The organism is Hyphomonas sp. (assembly GCF_017792385.1).
Taxonomy (GTDB): domain Bacteria; phylum Pseudomonadota; class Alphaproteobacteria; order Caulobacterales; family Hyphomonadaceae; genus Hyphomonas.
The window spans coordinates 421,671-440,440 of sequence record NZ_CP051230.1 but is presented as its reverse complement, the minus strand read 5'-3'; the positions used below and the strand labels follow the sequence as shown (position 1 = coordinate 440,440).

19 protein-coding genes are annotated in these 18,770 nt (G+C 61.8%); 9 read left to right on the top strand and 10 right to left on the bottom strand.

The genetic code is table 11. From position 1 onward, the window contains the following. Positions 1–10: 10 nt before the first annotated feature. Both HF955_RS02135 and HF955_RS02130 read right to left on the bottom strand, forming a co-directional pair. A complete protein-coding gene (locus HF955_RS02135; protein WP_291077459.1) occupies positions 11–841 on the bottom strand; it encodes a universal stress protein in 831 nt (276 codons plus the stop codon). 76 nt (positions 842–917) lie between these two features. Further along, the gene (locus HF955_RS02130) at positions 918–1,958 is read right to left on the bottom strand and encodes a Glu/Leu/Phe/Val dehydrogenase (RefSeq protein ID WP_291077458.1); all 1,041 of its coding nucleotides are present in this window, start codon (positions 1,956–1,958) and stop codon (positions 918–920) included. 262 nt (positions 1,959–2,220) lie between these two features. On the opposite strand from HF955_RS02130, the gene HF955_RS02125 reads away from it, so the two are divergent. Beyond that, positions 2,221–3,675, top strand: a complete 1,455-nt coding sequence (locus HF955_RS02125) for a TrkH family potassium uptake protein (RefSeq protein ID WP_291077457.1) — start codon at positions 2,221–2,223, stop codon at positions 3,673–3,675. 3 nt (positions 3,676–3,678) lie between these two features. Here the strand turns inward: HF955_RS02125 and HF955_RS02120 are convergent, their stop codons facing one another. The 3 genes from HF955_RS02120 to HF955_RS02110 form a co-directional block, all read right to left on the bottom strand. Beyond that, positions 3,679–5,526, bottom strand: a complete 1,848-nt coding sequence (locus HF955_RS02120; protein WP_291077455.1) for a hypothetical protein — start codon at positions 5,524–5,526, stop codon at positions 3,679–3,681. A 134-nt stretch (positions 5,527–5,660) separates the two neighbouring features. Beyond that, complete coding sequence (locus HF955_RS02115; protein WP_291077454.1) at positions 5,661–6,839, bottom strand: TlpA disulfide reductase family protein; 1,179 nt, start codon at positions 6,837–6,839, stop codon at positions 5,661–5,663. Positions 6,840–6,950: 111 nt separating this feature from the next. Next, positions 6,951–8,159, bottom strand: coding sequence for an acetyl-CoA C-acyltransferase (locus HF955_RS02110; RefSeq protein WP_291077452.1), 1,209 nt, complete (start codon positions 8,157–8,159; stop codon positions 6,951–6,953). A 193-nt stretch (positions 8,160–8,352) separates the two neighbouring features. On the opposite strand from HF955_RS02110, the gene lysM reads away from it, so the two are divergent. After that, the gene (gene lysM / locus HF955_RS02105) at positions 8,353–8,853 is read left to right on the top strand and encodes a peptidoglycan-binding protein LysM (protein WP_291077450.1); all 501 of its coding nucleotides are present in this window, start codon (positions 8,353–8,355) and stop codon (positions 8,851–8,853) included. On the opposite strand, the gene HF955_RS02100 is transcribed toward lysM, so the two are convergent. Continuing rightward, positions 8,850–9,380 carry an HAD family hydrolase gene (locus tag HF955_RS02100; RefSeq protein WP_291077449.1) on the bottom strand — a complete coding sequence of 177 codons (531 nt, stop codon included), beginning with the start codon at positions 9,378–9,380 and terminating at the stop codon, positions 8,850–8,852. The genes lysM and HF955_RS02100 overlap by 4 nt on opposite strands. Before the next feature lie 143 nt (positions 9,381–9,523). Between HF955_RS02100 and HF955_RS02095 the strand changes: the two genes are divergently transcribed. Further along, positions 9,524–9,808, top strand: a complete 285-nt coding sequence (locus HF955_RS02095) for a hypothetical protein (RefSeq protein ID WP_027837279.1) — start codon at positions 9,524–9,526, stop codon at positions 9,806–9,808. Between the two features lie 53 nt (positions 9,809–9,861). Here the strand turns inward: HF955_RS02095 and HF955_RS02090 are convergent, their stop codons facing one another. Then, the gene (locus HF955_RS02090; protein ID WP_291077446.1) at positions 9,862–11,115 is read right to left on the bottom strand and encodes a TCR/Tet family MFS transporter; all 1,254 of its coding nucleotides are present in this window, start codon (positions 11,113–11,115) and stop codon (positions 9,862–9,864) included. Positions 11,116–11,229: 114 nt separating this feature from the next. Between HF955_RS02090 and HF955_RS02085 the strand changes: the two genes are divergently transcribed. From HF955_RS02085 to HF955_RS02075, 3 genes are read left to right on the top strand one after another with little or no spacing between them, the layout of a single operon-like run. Beyond that, complete coding sequence (locus tag HF955_RS02085) at positions 11,230–11,859, top strand: GNAT family N-acetyltransferase (protein WP_291077444.1); 630 nt, start codon at positions 11,230–11,232, stop codon at positions 11,857–11,859. A 54-nt stretch (positions 11,860–11,913) separates the two neighbouring features. Beyond that, complete coding sequence (locus HF955_RS02080) at positions 11,914–12,477, top strand: LemA family protein (RefSeq protein WP_027837282.1); 564 nt, start codon at positions 11,914–11,916, stop codon at positions 12,475–12,477. Further along, positions 12,474–14,189, top strand: a complete 1,716-nt coding sequence (locus tag HF955_RS02075) for a DUF2207 domain-containing protein (RefSeq protein ID WP_291077442.1) — start codon at positions 12,474–12,476, stop codon at positions 14,187–14,189. The genes HF955_RS02080 and HF955_RS02075 overlap by 4 nt, the downstream gene beginning before the upstream one ends. A 7-nt stretch (positions 14,190–14,196) precedes the next feature. Here HF955_RS02075 and HF955_RS02070 read toward each other — a convergent pair whose 3' ends face one another. From HF955_RS02070 to HF955_RS02060, 3 genes are read right to left on the bottom strand one after another with little or no spacing between them, the layout of a single operon-like run. Beyond that, the gene (locus HF955_RS02070; RefSeq protein ID WP_291077440.1) at positions 14,197–14,967 is read right to left on the bottom strand and encodes a crotonase/enoyl-CoA hydratase family protein; all 771 of its coding nucleotides are present in this window, start codon (positions 14,965–14,967) and stop codon (positions 14,197–14,199) included. 21 nt (positions 14,968–14,988) lie between these two features. Continuing rightward, positions 14,989–15,900 (bottom strand): alpha/beta hydrolase, encoded by a 912-nt coding sequence (locus HF955_RS02065; protein ID WP_291077438.1) that lies wholly within the window; start codon positions 15,898–15,900, stop codon positions 14,989–14,991. 11 nt (positions 15,901–15,911) lie between these two features. Then, positions 15,912–17,093: a VWA domain-containing protein gene (locus tag HF955_RS02060; RefSeq protein ID WP_027837286.1), complete on the bottom strand. Its 1,182-nt coding sequence runs from the start codon at positions 17,091–17,093 to the stop codon at positions 15,912–15,914. A 143-nt stretch (positions 17,094–17,236) separates the two neighbouring features. On the opposite strand from HF955_RS02060, the gene HF955_RS02055 reads away from it, so the two are divergent. The 3 genes from HF955_RS02055 to HF955_RS02045 are packed head-to-tail and all read left to right on the top strand — an operon-like array spanning position 17,237 to position 18,766. Further along, positions 17,237–17,551 (top strand): helix-turn-helix transcriptional regulator, encoded by a 315-nt coding sequence (locus HF955_RS02055; protein ID WP_291077436.1) that lies wholly within the window; start codon positions 17,237–17,239, stop codon positions 17,549–17,551. Then, on the top strand, positions 17,544–17,966 hold the full coding sequence (locus HF955_RS02050; protein ID WP_291077434.1) for an SRPBCC domain-containing protein: 423 nt from the start codon (positions 17,544–17,546) through the stop codon (positions 17,964–17,966). Before HF955_RS02055 ends, HF955_RS02050 begins: the two co-directional genes overlap by 8 nt. 47 nt (positions 17,967–18,013) lie before the next feature. Beyond that, a complete protein-coding gene (locus HF955_RS02045) occupies positions 18,014–18,766 on the top strand; it encodes a hypothetical protein (protein ID WP_291077432.1) in 753 nt (250 codons plus the stop codon). The last annotated feature ends 4 nt before the right edge of the window (positions 18,767–18,770 follow it).

The following is an 18,770-nucleotide window of genomic DNA, read 5'->3' as shown; positions in this document are numbered from 1 at the left end:
CGGTATCTCCTCAGTGGGCCAGCGCCAGGGCTGGCGCGCTGTCGGCTTTCAGCAGGCGGCGGGTCGTGCCGCCGAACAGGCGTTCGGTCAGCCGCGAATGTCCGTAAGCCCCGGCAACGATCAGTCCGGCGCCAGAGCCTTTTGCCATGGCAAGCAGTCCGGCGGCCACTTCTCCCTCGATCTCCATCACGCGGGATGAAATGCCTTGCAGGACCAGCCAGTCAGACAGGGCTTCCGGTGCAGAGATTTCGCGTTGCGGATCCTTCTCCAGATCGTCAGTATTCTGTGCAATGATCACGTCGCCCAGTGCTTTCAGGATGGGCAGGTGAAAGCGAACTGCCCGCGCCGCGCCATTGCTGCCATCCCAGGCAATGATGGCCGGGCCGGCAACATCTGCAGCCGTTCCTGCCAGGACCAGCGGCAAATGCGCGTCCATCAGGATGTGTTCGAAGGCCGGGTTCAGGGGTTGGGAGCCGTCTGCGGCGATGCGGGGGAACACGACTGCTTCCGACAGCGCGGCCGCATTCGCGGCGGCACGCTCGACCGTATTGACTTCATGCTTGAACTCGCAGGTCACACTCTCCGCGCCTTCGGTCGCTGTGCGGAAGGCCTCGCGAGCATTGGACAGGACTTCTTCCTGCATGTCGAACACGGATTGTGTGGTTGCGCTGGTCAGTCCGGCGGCTTCCGGCGTGGCGATCACCATCAGGGCCGAATTGGGGTCGGGCAGGGCGCACAATCCGCGCAGCGGCACATTCATGCGCCGGGCAAGGGACAGCGCGGTCCGCATTGTGGAGAGATCGGTCTCGACCGTTCCCTGAAGCATGGCGACTACAGACATGGGCTCAATCCTCGTGTCATCGGGTTCGATAAGTGTGTGTAACACTGATCGCCCCGATGGAACTAGGTGAGACTACCTAATCGCCCCGGCCGATCCGCTCCCGGGCGATCCGGTCTGCCACCAGATTGGTGGGGTCTCCGGATGACAGGGCCGTGTCCAGCACTTCGCCCAGCGTGGTCATCAGGGCATGCACCTTTCCGTCCACCCAATCGCGCGAATAGGTGCCGGAGATCTCTGCGCAGACATTGATGATGCCGCCCCCATTGATCACATAGTCCGGCGCATAAAGGATGCCGCGTCGGCGCAGCAATTCGCCCATTTCCGGTACGATCAACTGGTTGTTTGCTCCCCCGGCAATCGCTTTCACGCGAAACCGGTCCAGCGTTTTCTCATTGATGATCGCGCCCAGCGCGTTGGGAGAGAAGATGTCGGCCTCGACATCGTAGATCTCGTCTGGCGACACGATCTGCGCGCCGGTGCGTTGCGAAATGTCGGACAGGGCAGCCTGGTCGATGTCGGTGATGATCAGGCGAGCGCCCGCCTTCGCCAAATGCTCGCAGACATGCCCGCCGACCGATCCGACGCCCTGAACCGCAATGGTGCGGCCGTTCAGGTCATCGGTGGCGAACACACGCTGCGCCGTCTCGCGAATGCCGAGATAGATGCCCATCGCGGTGATCGGGGAGGGGTCCCCGCTGGCTGCTGCACCCTGGTCGAGGCCGGCCACATGAGCGGTCTCCTCGCGCACGATCTGCATGTCGGCGACGCTGATTCCGACATCTTCAGCCGTGATGTAGCGGCCCTGCAGGCTCTCGACCGCCCGGCCGAACGCACGGAACAGTGCTGGCGACTTGTCCGTCTTGGCGTCGCCCCAGATGACCGCCTTTCCGCCGCCCAGCGGAATGTCCGCCATGGCGTTCTTGTAGCTCATGCCCTGACTCAGGCGCAGCGCGTCGCGCAGCATCGCCTCGCCGGTGTCATAATTCCACATCCGGCACCCGCCAGCGGCCGGTCCCAGCGCCGTGGAATGAATTGCGACAATGGCCTTCAGGCCGCTGTCGGCATCATGAAACAGATGGACACCTTCATGAGCGTCGAAGGAAGAATGGTCGAACATGCGGGGTTGTCCGTTACAAATGAAACGAAGGGGGCGTTTAGGCCCATGCCAAGCGCCGCGTCAACTGGCGCAAGGCCTTTGATCTGGCTCGAAAATGGCATATCTGCCCTGCTGCCGGCCACCACCACCTTCACATTATCGTCAGGAGCGTCCGGACCTTTCCTGCAACCTGCCTTGAACACGTCCTTTCGTGCTGCCTGCTTAACCACGCAATGCGTTGACACCTCAGCAGGATTTGCGGCGTATCTTCCCCGCCAACGTCATGCAACTTCGCCCCATCTTCCTTGCCATCGGCATCATGACCGTCCTTCTGGGCATGGCGATGATCCCGTGCGCGCTGATCGATCTGGCCGATGGGCGTCAGGAAACCGTCGTGTTCGAGGTCTCGGCCTTCGGCTCCATCCTGATCGGCACCTGCATGTGGGTGCTCTCGCGCGGGGCGGTCGAACGGACAGGCCAGCGGGAAGGGTTCCTGTTGACCGTGCTGGTCTGGGTGTTCCTGCCGATGATTGCGGCGATCCCGTTCCTCGCATTCGGCATGAACATCACCGACTCCCTGTTTGAATCGATTTCCGGCCTCACCACAACCGGGGCCACCGTCATGACCGGGCTGGATGATGCGCCGCGTGGCATCCTGCTGTGGCGGGCCATCCTGCAATGGATCGGGGGCATCGGCATCATTGTCACCGCCATCGCGATCCTGCCCCAGCTGCGGGTCGGCGGGATGCAGCTGTTCGAACTCGAAAGCTCGGACATGTCCGGCAAATTCCTGCCGCGTATCACCGATATCGCGGCCTATCTCGGCCTGACCTATCTGCTCATCTCCATGCTGTGTGCCTTGCTGTACTATCTGACCGGCATGAGCTGGTTTGACGCCATCACACACGCCATGACCACCATGTCGGCAGGGGGCTATTCCACGCATGACGCCTCGTTCGGCTACTTCAATGATACCAACGCGCCCTATGTGGCGACCGTGTTCATGTTCATCGCGGGTCTGCCGTTCAGCCTGCTGGCCATGCTGATGCTGCAGGGACGTATCCGCCCGATGCTGACCGATCCCCAGCCCCGGCTCTATCTCGCCCTGGCGCTGGTCTTTTCCACGATCATTGTGGTCTATCACGAGGCTGTGGTTGACCCGCCGATCTTTGATCACGTCTTCCACGGCTTCAAGGAAGCGCTGTTCAACATCATCTCGATCATGACCGGCACCGGCTATGCCTCGGCGCCCTATGACACCTGGGGCCAACCCGTCATGGTCGTATTCCTTGGGGCCACCTTTGTCGGGGGCTGTGCAGGCTCGGCCGCGTGCGGCCTGAAAATGTTTCGCCTGGAAATCGCCGCCAAGACGATCCTTGCCTATTCCCAGCGCATGATCCAGCCACACCGCCGCACGCCCATCCGCTATGCCGGCAAGACGGTGGACGAGGAAGTTTTGCAATCCGTCATGGTGTTTGTCAGCCTCTACCTGCTGACCTTCCTGGTTGCCGCCGCCCTGATCAGCCTGACGGGTGTGGATGCGCTCACCGCAATTTCCGGGGCTGCCACCAGCGTCTCCAATGTCGGTCCGGGGCTTGGTCCGATGATCGGGCCGTCCGGCACGTTCCAGCTCCTGCCGGATTTCGCAAAATGGGTCTGCGCCACGGCCATGCTGCTCGGACGTCTGGAATTTGTCGCCGTGTTCGTGGTCCTCACCCGCCGGTTCTGGCGCGGCTAGGCATCAGTTCCAGGGATTGAACCGTTTCACAGGCCGGACCGGTGCTTCCTCTGCGGAGGCATCCCCGGTCTCCGGTTCGGCATCTGCAGCAATGCTCGCTTCCGGCACGTCCGGCGTGAAATCCGGTTCAGGCTCGGGCACCGGCTCTGGCGCCACCTCCACAACATCGTCGGCTGCAGGGGCTTCGAACACCATGCCCGTTTCCGGTGCGTCGTCCATCACCGGGGCAGGATCGGATCCGGGCCAGGTCGGCAGGTCATTGGTGCCATCGATCATGACCTGTGCCTCAGCCTCCGGCTCGGTGGGTGCGCTGGCCTCCAGCGGCGCAGGGGCAGGCTCAGGGTCGTGCCGTGCGCCAATACCGGACAAGCTGAACGAGCGCGGCGGCTCGGTCAGCTCGGCGGGGTCGGGCTGGCTCTCGACGGCCGGGTCGGCGGACGCCAGGTCCGAGACCGCCTCGCCGAATTCGGAAGTCTCCGCCGGTGCGATCTCTTGTGCTTCTCCTGTATCCGGTTCGCTCGCGGGCTCAGGGGCCGGCTCACTGCGATAGGCGCCGAGGCCACCGCCGAACCCGCCACCAAAGAAACTGCTCGTGAAATTGCTCTGCGGGGCGGGCTCCGGCTGGTCCGTGGTCTCGGCTGTGTCGGGCTCGGTTTCTGCCGCCGGCTCCTCGGTACCAAACTCCATCGCTGCTTCCGGCGATGGCGCCTCATATGTCTCGGCGTCCACGGGGGCGGGCAAGTCCGCATCTGCTTCGGGGGCAGCGGGCCAGGGGGCACCAGCGGATTCGGTCATATCGTCTGCGGCGTGTTCCACCCCTGATTCCACCGGGGCCGGGGCATCAGTGTCTGCAGCCGTAAACATGGGTGGCAGGTCCGCCGCGTCGCTCTCGGTCGGCGACATCTCCGTTTCGGCCGGTTCTTGAGGCGCGGAGTCTTCATCCGGGGCATCGACGAACCCGGTCGGCGTGTAACCGCCCTCGGGTTCGTTCAGCGGGGTCGGATCCTCGGCCGGTTCAAGCGGAGCAGGGGCCTCGGCAGACGAAACGCCAAAGCCGGTGATGGGGTCGTCGGCGGGGGGCGTATCCGCCATTGTTTCCAGCTCGGCTGCTGGCTCCGTTTTGGAAAAATCGTCGGTTGCGGCTTCTTCAGGCTTCTCCGCCTCGATGTCGGTCTCCTGCAGGGCCTCCATGGTCGAGACGGCAGTATTTTCATCGGTCAGCACATCGTCTTCGGTCGGGACGGTATCCTCCGCCGCTTCATCATCGGCAGCTGCAGCGATGTGGGCCGACTCGCCATTCACCTGATCGGCCAGGGAGGCGACAGCAAATGTGATGTCGGACTGGCTGTCCATTTCCTGATAGGCGTCGGGCTCCAGCGGAGAACTGTCATCCACCGGGTCCTCGATGGTGGCGTCTTCCTCCAGGGCGTCCTCTGCGCCAAGCGTGGCGTCCGGAACATCAACCGTCTCTGCGTCCGGAGTGTCGTCCGCCACATCCTCGCCGGACGGGACGGTTTCCGCAGCCACCAGCCCGGCCAGCACCGCATTGATGGCTTCTTCTGCTCCGCGTGCATGACGTTTGGCTTCCCGGTACAGCTCTTCGACGAACATTGTGTAGGGACGGCCATCCTTGTCGATGTCGTCGGCAAATTCGGCGGGGGTGCAGGTCTCGATCTCCCGGCCCTGGGAATCGGTCAGCAGGACGGCATGCGGTTCGGGGGTCAGCGTCACCCGATAGCCCTCTGTGTCATGCGTGATGCTGCCGTCATCGGCTTCCTGCCAGGCAACCTTTTGACGACGAGTCATGTCGCCGAGCTTGTCGATCAGCCGTTTGGTCGATGGGTGCAGCATCAGGACCCGCCTTTCTGTTTATCCACCATGCCTTTTTCTATCAGTTACAAGCTGGCAGGCGAATGATCAAACGCCCTGTCAGCCCAAAACCGTCGAAATGATGGTAAAACCGGCAGCTTGTGGTTGCCGCAGGGTTAATCTGCCGGTTCGGCCTCTGGCGGATAGTAGGCCATGCCGGTCAGCGTGGCGTCCGTCGCATCCTCGTCCGGGGTAAACAGACGCTGAAACCGGGCCCCGTCATGCGTCTCGGTGCAGACCAGAAGGTCGCTGGCCTCGTCCGCGCCCGGCATGCACAAGGTACGGGCCGCCGCGTCCAGCTGGCTCAGCCTGAATGCGCCAACCTGTTCGCCATCCGGGCCGGCAATCGCAGGATTGTCGGTCGATACGCGATAGACCTGGCCGCGTGACCAGTCCGGCTCGATCACGAAGGCCGCGGCCTCGTCGGCTGCGCGGACAGCGTGAAAGACCGGATAGGTCTCGCCTTCCGCCGTCATTTGGCCCGGCACGATTTCATATCCGGGAAAGGCCGCCCGGATGGCATTCGTGTTGAATGGGGTTGCACCGGACAAGCGCCCTGCACCGTCGGGGCCGATTCCGGAGGCCCCGACAGGGGCGGCGGGCTCGGCTGCAGCGGCCTGCGCCTTCACGGCGGCCACATCCTTCAGGAAATCCTTCACCGGTTCGCCCTGCGCGACCGACAGGTCTGTCCGGAACCCGCGCACCACGCCCTGTGGGTCGACCAGAATATAGGACGGCGTCCAGCTGATCTGCAGGGCTGCTCGCAGACTGGCATCCTCGTCCAGAAGCGTGGGGTAGTCATAGCCCTTCGCCGCGAAATACGCCGCGACCGATCCGTACTTGCCGTACATGTCTTCAGGCGTTGCGCGATTGGGATTGGCTGGCGTGTGGATCGACAGGAAACCGAGGTCCGGGTCCTGTTCGATCGCCGTGACGAGCGCGGCGACATAGGGAGCGTCTGCCATGCAGTCTCCACACCAGATTCCCCAGACATCGATCACCGTCCAGCGGCCAGCCAGCACGGCCGGGTCGAACATGCTGCCATCCGCCATCTGACCCGACAGGGCCGGCAGGGGCTGACCCAGCAGCGCGTAGGAATAGGGGCGGCCATCGGCATCGCGCGGCACGCTCTCGCCGTCGCGGAACGTGGCGGTCTCCGGTGGCACCAAATGAGACGTAATGAAACCCGTTGCACCATCGGGATCCGTGCTGACACCGTGTTCGGCAATGTCTGATGCCGGTGTGCACGCGGCCAGGACAGCCAGGCAGGCGGCGGACAGAAGGGGGCGAATCATGACGGCTCCAGTTCGACTTGGCGTGACCCCGTCAACATAAGGCCTTGTCTGCAAAAGCAAAACGCCCCGAACCGAAGTTCGGGGCGTTCGCTGCGTTCAGTCTGAAGGGGATCAGCTGAAGATTTCGAATAGGCCGGCAGCGCCCATGCCACCGCCGATGCACATGGTCACCACGCCCCATTTCGCACCCCGGCGCTGACCTTCCATCAGAAGCGATCCCGTGCAACGTGCACCGGTCATTCCGAACGGGTGGCCAATCGAGATCGAGCCGCCATTGACGTTGTATTTCTCCGGGTCGATGCCCAGACGGTCACGGCTGTACAGGCACTGGGAGGCGAAGGCTTCGTTCAGCTCCCACAGGTCGATGTCGTCGACTTTCAGCCCATGGCGCTCCAGCAGGCGCGGAACAGCGAAGACCGGGCCGATACCCATTTCGTCCGGGTCACAGCCAGCAACGTTGAAACCCACGAAACGACCGAGCGGCTTCAGGCCGCGCTTTTCGGCTTCCTTGGCTTCCATGACCACCACAGCTGCGGCGCCATCGGACAGTTGGGAAGCGTTACCGGCGGTAACGTATTTGCCTTCCTTGACGACCATGCCGCCGGAGAAGACCGGTTTCAGGCCGGCAAGGCTCTCATAGGTCGTGCCGGGGCGGTTGCATTCGTCACGGTCACAGACCACTTCCTGGAAGGTCTCTTCGCCGGTTTCGCGGTTGACCAGTTTCATCGTTGTTTTCAGCGGAACGATTTCCTCGGCCATGTAGCCTTTTTCCTGGAAGGCGGCGGTGCGCTTCTGGGATTCGACGGAATATTCGTCCTGATACTCGCGGCTGACGCCATACCGGTCCGCAACGATTTCGGCGGTTTCGATCATGGTCATCCAGATCGCCGGCCATTTCTTCATCAACTCGTCTTCGGTGTAGCGGTGCAAATTCATGTGGCCGCTGCGGGAAACGAGGGACAGGGATTCGACTCCGCCGCCAATGGCTACCGGAGCGCCTTCATTGATCACAGTGTGCGCCGCATTCGCGATGGCCTGCAGCCCGGAAGAACAGAAACGGTTGATCGTCGCGCCGGACGTGGTGGACGGGCAGCCAGCCCACAGCGCGGCGTTACGGGCAACGTTGTGGCCGGTTGCGCCTTCCGGCTGTGCAGAGCCGAGGAACACGTCTTCCACGGACGCGGCTTCAATGCCGGCGCGGTCGATGGCGCCCTTGATGGCATGGCCGGCCATCGTGATGCCGTGCGTGTTGTTCAGGGATCCGCGGCTGGCTTTCGCCATGCCGGTCCGGGCGTAGGATACAATAACGGCTTCGCGCATGAGCTTTCCTCCAAAGTAAGCGTCGTTGTTGCGGCGCACACTAGTGACAGCTTCATCTGAACGCTAGGGGTTACGGTGCGGCAGTACGCAGGTCTCTCTGCCGCGTTTGACGGGAACTGTTGTTCGGTCTTTCCCCTGGGGCAAAACCCGGTACGCTCTTCAGAACATTCCAGAAGAGGGGACGACGAAGGATATGTTCAAATTTCTCAAAAGTGCCGGCCAGAAATACATCGACATGCAGAAGCGCAATTTCGATGCGATCAAGGACGTGTTTGATGGCGATGACGAGCAGGCCAACGAGCAGGCACTCAAAGCTGAAGTGATTGCGAAGGAAGCCCGCGATATGGGCCTTGGCGGAGACTATCGGGCCGTAGTGGAAGGTGAGACTGTCAAGCTTGAGGGTAAGGTGCCAGATCAGGAGACGCTGGAGAAGATCGTCCTGACCTCCGGCAATGTTGAGGGTGTTGCGGAAGTGGATGTGAGCGGCGTTGAAGTCGAGAAGGCCGGTGAAGCCTCAGTTTTCCATACGGTGCAGAAAGGTGATACCTTGTCTGCCATTGCACGAACCTATCTGGGCAATGCAATGAAATATCCCGACATCTTCGAGGCAAACAAGCCGATGCTGAAAGACCCGGACCTGATCTATCCCGGACAGGTACTGCGAATTCCTGGCGGCAAGGCGCCGACTGCCTAACCGCGATTGCCATCTTCAAAGCTGGCAAGAGTCCATTCGGCGAATTCCGCGAGATTCCCGCCACGGAAAAGGAATCCGGCGATACCGGCCGCTTGGGCGGCTGAGATGTCGGTTTCCTTGTCGCCGATCAGAAAGCTCTGCTCACGCTTTACCGGAAAGTCCGACATTGCCTGCAAAAGCATTCCAGGGCTCGGCTTCCGGTCAAAGCTTGCCTTTCGATAAGCGGGGTTTTCTCCCTCATCATGGAAGGGGCAATGGTAAATTCGATCTATGTGTGCGCCGCGAGTCTTCAGTTCGGATTGCATCCACTCATGCAAAGTGTGCATATCGGCTTCGCTGTAGTAGTTGCGGGCGATGCCGGACTGATTGGTGACGATGAAGACATACCACCCGCGTGAATTGAAGGCTGCGATGGTCTCTGCGGCGCCGTCGATCCACTCGAAATCCTCAACACGGCTGACATAGCCTTTGTCGACGTTGATCACACCGTCTCGATCCAGGAACAGGGCAGGGCGCAAGTCAGTCATTCCGGCGCTGTTTGCCCGTCGTTCCGGTCGAGCGCAACACCTTCCCCGATGGTAAATGTTCTGGACCTGCCCGCCGAAACCGGATTGTCTCGGTTATGGAGGGGCCGAAAGAGCCCCCCGAAACGCCTAAGGGAGGGCAAAATATGGAAAGTATTCTTCCGCTCATTCTGAGCGCGATCGGAGGACTCGTGATCGGTCCGCTGGTGTCACGGCTTGGCGGCGGTGGCGGGACAGGCGGCCTGCTCGGAGGGATCGTCGGCGGCATCGGGGCCCATTTCGGACTGGATGCAGCGAGCATTCAGGTTCTGGGCGATCCTGCCGCCAGCGCCACATCCTTGATGAACATTGTCAATTCGCTGCTTGAAGGCGGTGTCGGGGGTGGCATTGTCGGCGTACTGGCCGGCCTGCTGATGAAGCCGAAAGGCTAGACTGCCCGAGGCAGACCTGGATTGAAGCTGGTTCGGGACCGCCCGGGCCGGCTTCATTCTGCGGCCGGCAGTGCCGCCTTGTTGGCCTGCACGCCCCGCAGGAAGGGCACGATGGCCAGTGCCGTCAGCACGGCGGCGAGCAGGAAGGCCGCGCCCGGGAAGTGGACCGGAGAGGCTTGCTCCGTGAAGTAATACAGTGCGCCAGACATCAGAAGCGGGCCGAAAATCATCGCGAAGGAATTGAGGCTGGCCGAGGCGCCCTGCAACTCGCCTTGCGCATTGCGCGGGGTGACCGACGACATCAGCGAGTTCATGGCAGGGCTGGCCACGCCGCCAAGAGCGCCGAACGGGATGATCAAGAACACCATCCACCCGGCATCCGCGAAAGCATACAGGAACAGCGCGATGGCATTGATGATGATGCCATAGGCCGCCGTGCGCAGCGTGCCGAACCGGTCCAGGGCCATCCCCATCAACCCGGCCTGCACCACGGCGGCGCCGACGCCGACAAGGCCCAGCGAAAGGCCGATATCCTTCGGCGTCCAGTCATACCGGATCTCGCCATGTACCGACCAGGTCGCCGGGAACACGGTATGTGCCAGGAAGAAGATGCCTGCCGCAGCCAGGAACCAGGACACTTGCGGCAATTTGGAGAAGTGCTTTGCCGCGCCGAAAGGATTGGCCCTGCGCAGGTCGAACGGGCGACGATCCTCCGGGGCCAGCGATTCCGGCAGCACAAAGATGCCATAGACGAAGTTGAGCAGTGCCAGCACGGCCGCCGCGAAGAAGGGGGCGCGCGCGTCGAAATCTCCCAGGAACCCGCCCAGCACGGGGCCCAAGACAAAACCGAAACCGAAGGCCGCGCCGACCATGCCAAAGGCCTTGCCGCGTGTTTCCGGCTCGGTCACATCGGCGATGTAGGCGTTGGCGGTCGAATAGGTCGCGCCGGAAATGCCCGACAGGGCCCGCCCGAGGAACAACAGCCAGATCGATCCGGCAAACCCCATGATGAGGAAGTCCAGCCCCAGCGTCGCGATCGATGCAAGCAGGACAGGACGCCGTCCGAACCGGTCCGACAGCGATCCAAGTACCGGGCCGAATAGGAAGTTCATCACTGCATATGTTGCGCCCAGTCCGCCAATGTACAGCGTGGCCTGTTCCGGTGTGATGTGCCCCAACTCCTGCACAAGCGTCGGAATGACCGGAATGATCAGACCGAAGGCAAGCATGTCGATCGCGACCGTGATGATCACGAACATGAAGGCATTGCTGCCGTGCCGGGGCATATCGGGGGCGGTTTCCGTCATGCGCGCATCTGGCCTCAGCCGCCGTCCCGGTCAATGCGCGTATTGCCGCCACCCGGACATGTGCCGCCGGGTGACAGCTTGCGGGCAGCGCCTGCCTGTGTCCCAATCACCTTTATGGCTGATGGCATTCCCCTCACGCGGCAGGACGTTCCACCGGACCGGGCAGAGCGCATACGTGGCCATGTGCGACGGGCCGAGCGGCTCGGCGCGGACGATGATGCATCGCGCCTCGCCCGGCCGGACGACGCCAGCGGCCTGTTCGCGCTATTGTCGGACCCGGCCGTTCACGCGCCGATCTATACCCTTCCGCGGCCTTTGACATTGGCCAGCGTCGAAGCCTTCATCGACCAGCACCTGGCGGAACGCCGCGCGGGCACGGGTCTCCTCTTTGTGCGCGAGGATCAGGATGGCCGGATCATGGGCTACAGTGATGTACAGGTCTGGCCGCAATGGGCCGCCGGCGAGCTGGGAGGGGCGTTGCATCCGTCGCAGCACGCGAAAGGACAGGGAACCCGCGGCGCCGTGGCCAGTTTCGACTGGATGTTCGAGGCGCTGGACCTGGATCTGCTGTGTGAGACCGCCAGCCTGTCGAATGTGCCGACACAGCGCATGCTTGACGGCATGGGCTTTGCGCGCAGGGGCGAGATCGAAAGTGTCCGTCCGGACGGCACACACCGCCGGTCGCTCGTCTGGGAAATGACACGCGATGACTGGCGGGCACGCTGGGGCAGGTTACAGCCTTAACAGGGCCCGGAAGGGCGGATAAGGATAGGAGGTCTACCGGGAGGGACCTCGACTGTGCTGACCTATTTCCTGATTGGCCTCGTGGCCATCCTGATCGTTTTTGGCGTGCTGATCTACAACCGGCTCGTCAGCCGGTCCCAGATGGCGAACAATGGCTGGTCCGACATAGACGTCCAGCTCAAGCGCCGGGCAGATCTGATCCCACAACTGGTGAACACGGTGAAGGCCTATGCCGCCCATGAACGCGAATTGTTCGAGGATGTGACCGAGAAACGGGCCAGGGCGCTGGCGGCCGGGGACGACCTTGCCAGCCGGAGCGCAGCCGAGAGCGCACTGTCGCGGCCGGTGGCGCGTCTGATGGCGGTGGCAGAAGACTATCCCGACATGAAGGCGAGCGGCAACTTCCTGGAACTGCAGAAGGAACTCTCCGAAACCGAAGGCAAGATCGAAATGGCGCGCCGCTTCTACAATGGCGCGGTGAGGGAGCTGAACACGAGCGTGCAGAGCTTTCCCGCCAATCTGCTGGCCGGGGCATTCGGATTTCGCGAGCGGGCCTATTTCGAAGTCGACATGGCGAGCCGAGCCTTGCCGGAAGTCGACCTTGGGGGCGCATCGTGATCTTCCGTATCCTGACCCTTTTGCTGGTTGCGGGCCTGATCGCTGCGGGCGGCCGTGCCGAAGAGAAGATCGACAGCTTCGACGTGGCGATCAAGGTCGAGCGGGATGGCGATATCCGTGTGTCGGAAACAATCCAGGTCACCTCCGAAGGTGTCAGGATTCGCCGGGGAATTTTCCGCGACCTGCCGCGCTATTATGCCGATGATAACGGCCGCGACGGCGACAAGCTGCCCTATCAGTACCAGGTGAAACGCGTGACCCGTGACGGACGGCGCGAGCCCTATGCGGTTGAGCAGGACGGCAATGCCTTCCGCATCCGCATCGGGGATGCGGACGTTTTCCTGCCTCATGGCGCGCACACATACGAGATCGAATATGAGGTGAAGAACCAGATCCGGTATTTCGACACGCATGACGAGCTCTACTGGAACGTTACCGGCAATTACTGGCTCTTTCCCATCGACCAGGCAGCTGCGCGCATCACCCTGCCGGACGATGCGCGCATTGTGTCATACGATGCCTATACCGGCGGGTTCGGAGACACGGGGCACGACTATGCCTATCGCCAGAGCGGGGGAGCGCATGTGTTCGAAGCAACCCGGCCCTTCAAATCCCGCGAGGGCATGACCGTATCGGTCAGTCTGGAAAAGGGCGTGATCGAGCCTCCATCCCTGTCGGACAAGAGCACACTCTGGTGGTTCCGCTATGGATCGCTTGGCGTGTTGATCGCCTCCTTTCTGGGTGTTCTCACCTATCTGGTGCGCAGCTTCCGGAAGGTGGGCGAAGACCCGCCCAAGGGGCCGGTCTTCGCCCGGTACGAACCCCCAAAAGGTCTGTCGCCGGCGGCTGTGCACCATATTTTCTTCCGGGGGTTGCGCGGCCATGGCGCACTGATTTCCACCCTGATCAGCATGGGCACGAAAGGGGCGCTGGACATTGATGCGTCCGAGAAGAAGTCAACAATCCTGACCCGAAAGACGGGCGCTGCGGCAAGCCTGACAGCTGACGAGAAACTGCTGGACGGCGATCTGTTCAAGTACAAGGACACAAAGACACTCGGCGGAAAGTACGATGCCACTTTCACCACCGCCTACCAATTGTTCCGCAAGGCGCTGTATCGGAAATACGGCAAGCCCTATTTCCGCTGGAATCTGGGCTATACGCTTGTGGCTGTGGTTCTTACCATCGCTGGTATTGCCCTAGCCATTTCCCAGACGATCAACTGGTCCTGGTGGCATATCGGCATCATTCTGGCTCTGGCCGGGCTCAACGGCCTGTTCATGTACCTGATGCCTGCACCCACCCCCAAAGGGCAGGAAGTGCGTACTGAAATAGAAGGGTTCAGACTGTATCTCGAGACAGCCGAAAAGCTCCAATTGAACGCGGTCGAGGTGGGCAGCGAGGCTCCACCTCCCATGAGCCTTGAGCGGTACGAGAAGTTCCTGCCCTACGCCATTGCGCTGGATGTGGAAAAGCCGTGGACGAAGTATTTTGAAAAGGCCTTGCCGTCAGAAGCGGCAGGCTACTCGCCGGCCTGGGGCCATTTCGGCAGCCGGTCCTTCGGGAATGTGGGCGGCATGAACGATGCGATCATGTCCAGCATGAATACCGGTGTCAGCAGTTCCCTGCCGCAGAGCTCCAGTTCTTCCGGCGGAGGCGGTGGGGGATTCTCAGGTGGCGGTGGCGGTGGCGGCGGCGGCGGCGGCTGGTAGGCCGCGGTCAGTCAAATTTTCCGCCGCGCCCCTCTCCAGACGCAAACCGGGTCGCGCCGTCCACCGCACTGCCGGCGCGCAGAACATCCAGACCGCCCAGCGTTTCGATCCTGAGGGCTTCAGGCAAATCCAGGGTCCACTGGCGCAGCGCTGACATGCGGTCTGTGCGCATGCAGAGTTGCGGGAAATCCGCAATGTGCTCCGCCACACTCACGGCCTTGGCGAGCGCGGTTTCTTCATCCGTCGCGTAATTGGCCAGGCCGATCGCCAGTGCCTCCCTGGCGCCGACTTCGCGGCCGGTCAGGATCATGTCCATGGCTCGGGATGCGCCGATCAGGCGGGGCAGGCGGATGGTGCCGCCATCAATCAGGGGCACGCCGAACCGGCGACAGAAAACACCAAAACGGGCAGAGGGCGAAACCACGCGCAGATCGCACCATGCCGCGAGCTCTATCCCTCCGGCTACAGCATATCCATCCACGGCAGCGATCACCGGTTTGGTGAGTTCCAGACGGGTCGGCCCCATCGGTCCGAAATCTCCGTCGGCTTCGACCCGGTTTCCATTCCCGCTTGCAACGGCCTTGAGATCCGCGCCTGCACAGAAGTTTCCGTCTGCGCCGGTCAGTACGGCTACATGAGCGCTGTCATCGGCGTCAAATGCCTTGAAGGCATCATACAACGCTTGCGCCGTCGGCGCGTCAACAGCGTTGCGGGCCTTCGGCCGGTCAATCGTTATAATCTGTACAGCGCCGTTCTGGTTGACATGCACGCTGCTCATTTCTGGGCCTCCTGACATTTGTCACGCCGGGCCGGACGGTGCTGCCCGGCCAAGGAAGGGCACGATCCGGTTCAGAAGCACCGGAACCATCGCGTTCGGCATGTCGTGGCCCCACTTCTCGATCAGCTGGAACTCTGCATGCGGAATGCGGCGGGCAATGTCTTCGCCCGCGGCAGGCTTGATCAACGTATCGACGTCTCCGTGGAGCACCAGCGTCGGATGGGTCACATCGGCCAGGCGCTCATGCCAGCGAGGCTGCGCCAGGATGGCGGCGTACTGGCGGGCAACGCCCATCGGCCGGTCGGACCGGGCAAGGGCGGCCTTCGACAAGGCCCGGATATCATCATCGGAATTGCGGATGTCGGGATGAGAACCGTAAGCGGCAGCGGATTTTACCGCCTGTTCGGCGATGGCTTCGGGCGTACGTTCCGGGGGCACATTGGTCAGCGCCTCGATGGCGACCGGGTCTGACGGGGGCAGGGCGGGGTCACCGGATGTGGTCATCACCGGGATCAGGGCGCGCACCCGTTCCGGGTGGTTCAGAGCGAGCAGCTGAACGATCATGCCGCCCATGGATACGCCGAGCACATCTGCTGTGTCTGCTCCCAGCGCCTCAATCAGCGCTGCTGCATCGGCGGCCATGTCATCCAGCAGGTATGGAACCCGTTCATGTACAGGCTCGCCGGAAGCGATGCCCTTGACGATGTCCTGCGGAGACGGCGGGACGCTGTCTGTCAGTTCCGTGCTGAGGCCGATGTCGCGATTGTCGAATACGACGACGCGGCGGCCTGCATCGGCCAGCCCATGCACGAACGCGTCCGGCCAGCGGGTCATCTGTCCGGAAAAGCCTGAGACAAGCAGCATCAGGGGATCCGTGGGTGATCCGGTTTCCGCGTATTCGATCTCGATTCCGTTCGCGGAAATTCTCGGCATCGGAAACTCCCTTAGCGGCTGAGTTCTTTCATGGCTTCATCCAGGCCCTGCAGCGTCATCTCGAACATGCGGTGCCCACCGATCAGCTCCCGGATCAGCTTGATGGAGCCGGTATACTCCCACGCACCTTCCTTGACCGGGTTCAGCCACACGAGGTTCGGATAGCGTTCCACGAAGCGCTGGATCCAGATGCCGCCAGCTTCCTCGTTCCAGTGTTCAACCGATCCGCCGGCATAGGTGATCTCATACGGACTCATCGTCGCGTCGCCGACAATGATGACCTTGTAGTCGGACGGGAATTTGTTCAACACATCCCAGGTGGGAATGCGATTGTTCATCCGGCGGCGGTTGTCCTTCCACAGGCCTTCATAGGGACAATTGTGGAAATAGTAGTATTCGAGATTCTTGATCTCGGACCGGGCGGCGGAGAACAATTCTTCCATCACGCGGACATAGGGGTCCATTGACCCGCCGACATCCAGCAGCAGCAGCACCGAAACCGTGTTGCGCTTTTCCGGGCGCATCTCGATGTCGAGATACCCCTTGCGCGCCGTGTTGCGGATGGTCTGATCCAGGTCCAGTTCGTCATCGGCGCCGGTACGCGCCCATTTGCGCAGACGCTTCATCGCCACCTTGATGTTGCGTGTGCCCAGTTCGACCGAGTCGTCGTAATTCTTGAACTCACGCTTGTCCCATACCTTTACGGCGCGGCGGTGACGGGACTTCTCCTGGCCGATCCGGACGCCTTCGGGATTGTAGCCATTGGCCCCGAAGGGCGAGGTGCCACCCGTGCCGATCCACTTGTTGCCGCCTTCATGGCGTTTCTTCTGTTCCTCAAGCCGCTCTTTCAGCGTCTCCATGAGCTTCTCGAACCCGCCCATGGCCTCGATCTCGTCCATCTCTTCCTTGGTCAGGAATTTCTCGGACATCTTGCGCAGCCACTCCTCGGGCAGGTCCTGCACGTCGACCGCATCCGCCAAACTGTCCAGACCCTTGAAGACATGCCCGAACACCTTGTCGAACTTGTCGATGTTGCGCTCATCCTTCACCAGCGCGGCGCGGGCCAGGTAATAGAAGTCCTCGACCTCCATATCGATGACCTGCTTGTCCATGGCTTCCATCAACAGAAGGTATTCCTTCAGCGTCACGGGGACCTTGGCTTCGCGCAGCTCATTGAAGAAGTTCAGGAACATGGAGTGTCTCTCTTCTGGCGTTTCACGGGAAGATAGCGTCGCGAAGGGCACGTGTCCAAGATGACGCTGGGAAAAGCGAAGCGAGGGTTGACAGGATACCTTTTGGTTTCCTATTAAATGGAAACCAGAAGGTTTCATTTCAGATGACTGAGACGGATGTCTTTCGCGCCATTGCAGATCCTACCCGCCGGCAGATCATGACCATGCTGGTGCAGGGTGATCTGCGCGTGTCCGAAATCGCCAGCCAGTTCGAGATGACTCGCCCGGCTGTCTCGAAGCACCTTGCGCTGCTGGAATCGGCAAATCTCATTCAGGTCGAACGGCAGGGGCGTGAAACCATCAACCGACTCAATCCGGATGGTCTGGAACCTGTTGCGCACTGGCTGACCATCTTTGACATGTTCTGGGACGACAAGCTCACCAGACTGAAACGCGCCGTGGAGGGATCTGATGATTGATGCGACACTTACCAAGACTATTTTCATCAACGCCGCGCCGGAACGCGTGTGGACCTATCTGGTCGAACCGGACAAACTTGCCCGTTGGTTTCATGAGGCAGATCAGCCCCTCTCTGCAGACACCGAGTATGCCTTGCTGAGGGAGAATCCCGACAAACCGGACCCGAAACTGATTTGGGGCAGGGTGCTCTTGTCCGAACCACCCCACAGGCTGCGCTACACATTTACCCATGCGTTTCTCGATGGTCACGAAACCATTGTCGACTGGACGCTGGAACCTGTGTTCGGGGGTACACGTCTGACGCTGGTGCATTCAGGTTTCGAGGACTTCACAGGCGATGTGCTCGACATGCTGACCAGTCATGACAAGGGATGGGACCAGCACTTCTCGCGACTGCGGGTGGTGGCTTCCTGACCAGCGCACTCATGCCCGGTTCAGGTCGGCTTGATTAGAAGCGCCCCATGAAGGGTATTGGGATCAGCATTTTCCTGGGCTTGGCCGGACTGGTGTCCGGTCCGGTGGATGCGCGGGCTCCACTGACTTGCGGCACCAGCAATTCCGGCGATTGCGTGCTCGAGGCAATCTGGAATGCGGCCTCGATCCTGCCGACCGAAAAGCGGGACCGTTTGGTGGAGCCGTTTCTGGAAACCGTCGCCCTGAGTGGGGACGCAGACCTTGTTTACACGTGGCGCCAGCGCCTCAAGGCTGCGCCGCCCGCGCCGCTTGAGGAGACACCCTATGCCCGCCAGAAAGCGCGGCTGGCCATAGCATCCGGGGATTGGGACCGCTTCCTTTCCGACGCCCGCTCCGGACGTCCGCCCTTCAATATCGGCCGCCCGGAAATCATGGCTGAAGGGGCCCGCCTCGCGCGCGACACAGGGACCCGCCAACGGGTCATCGATGCAATGTTCGATCTGGCCGGGCCGCCGCAGACGGCCACAGGGCTCGACCGGTCCTTCGAACAGGCGGATTTCGGTCATGTGCTGGCCGAGCTGGCCATGGAAGCCTGCGACCTTGCCGGGTTTGATCGCGCTGTTGCGCTGACCGCAGAACCAGACTCGCTGCGCCACGCCCTCTGGCGCAGCCGGATCACAGGGGATGCCGAACCGCTTGCCGCACGCATACTCGCCGAGGCAGATGCCGAAGATACGCGCCATGTCCGGTCGGCTCTGGATGGTTACGCCCCCATCCTTGAACGGGGCTATTGTCCCTGATCGG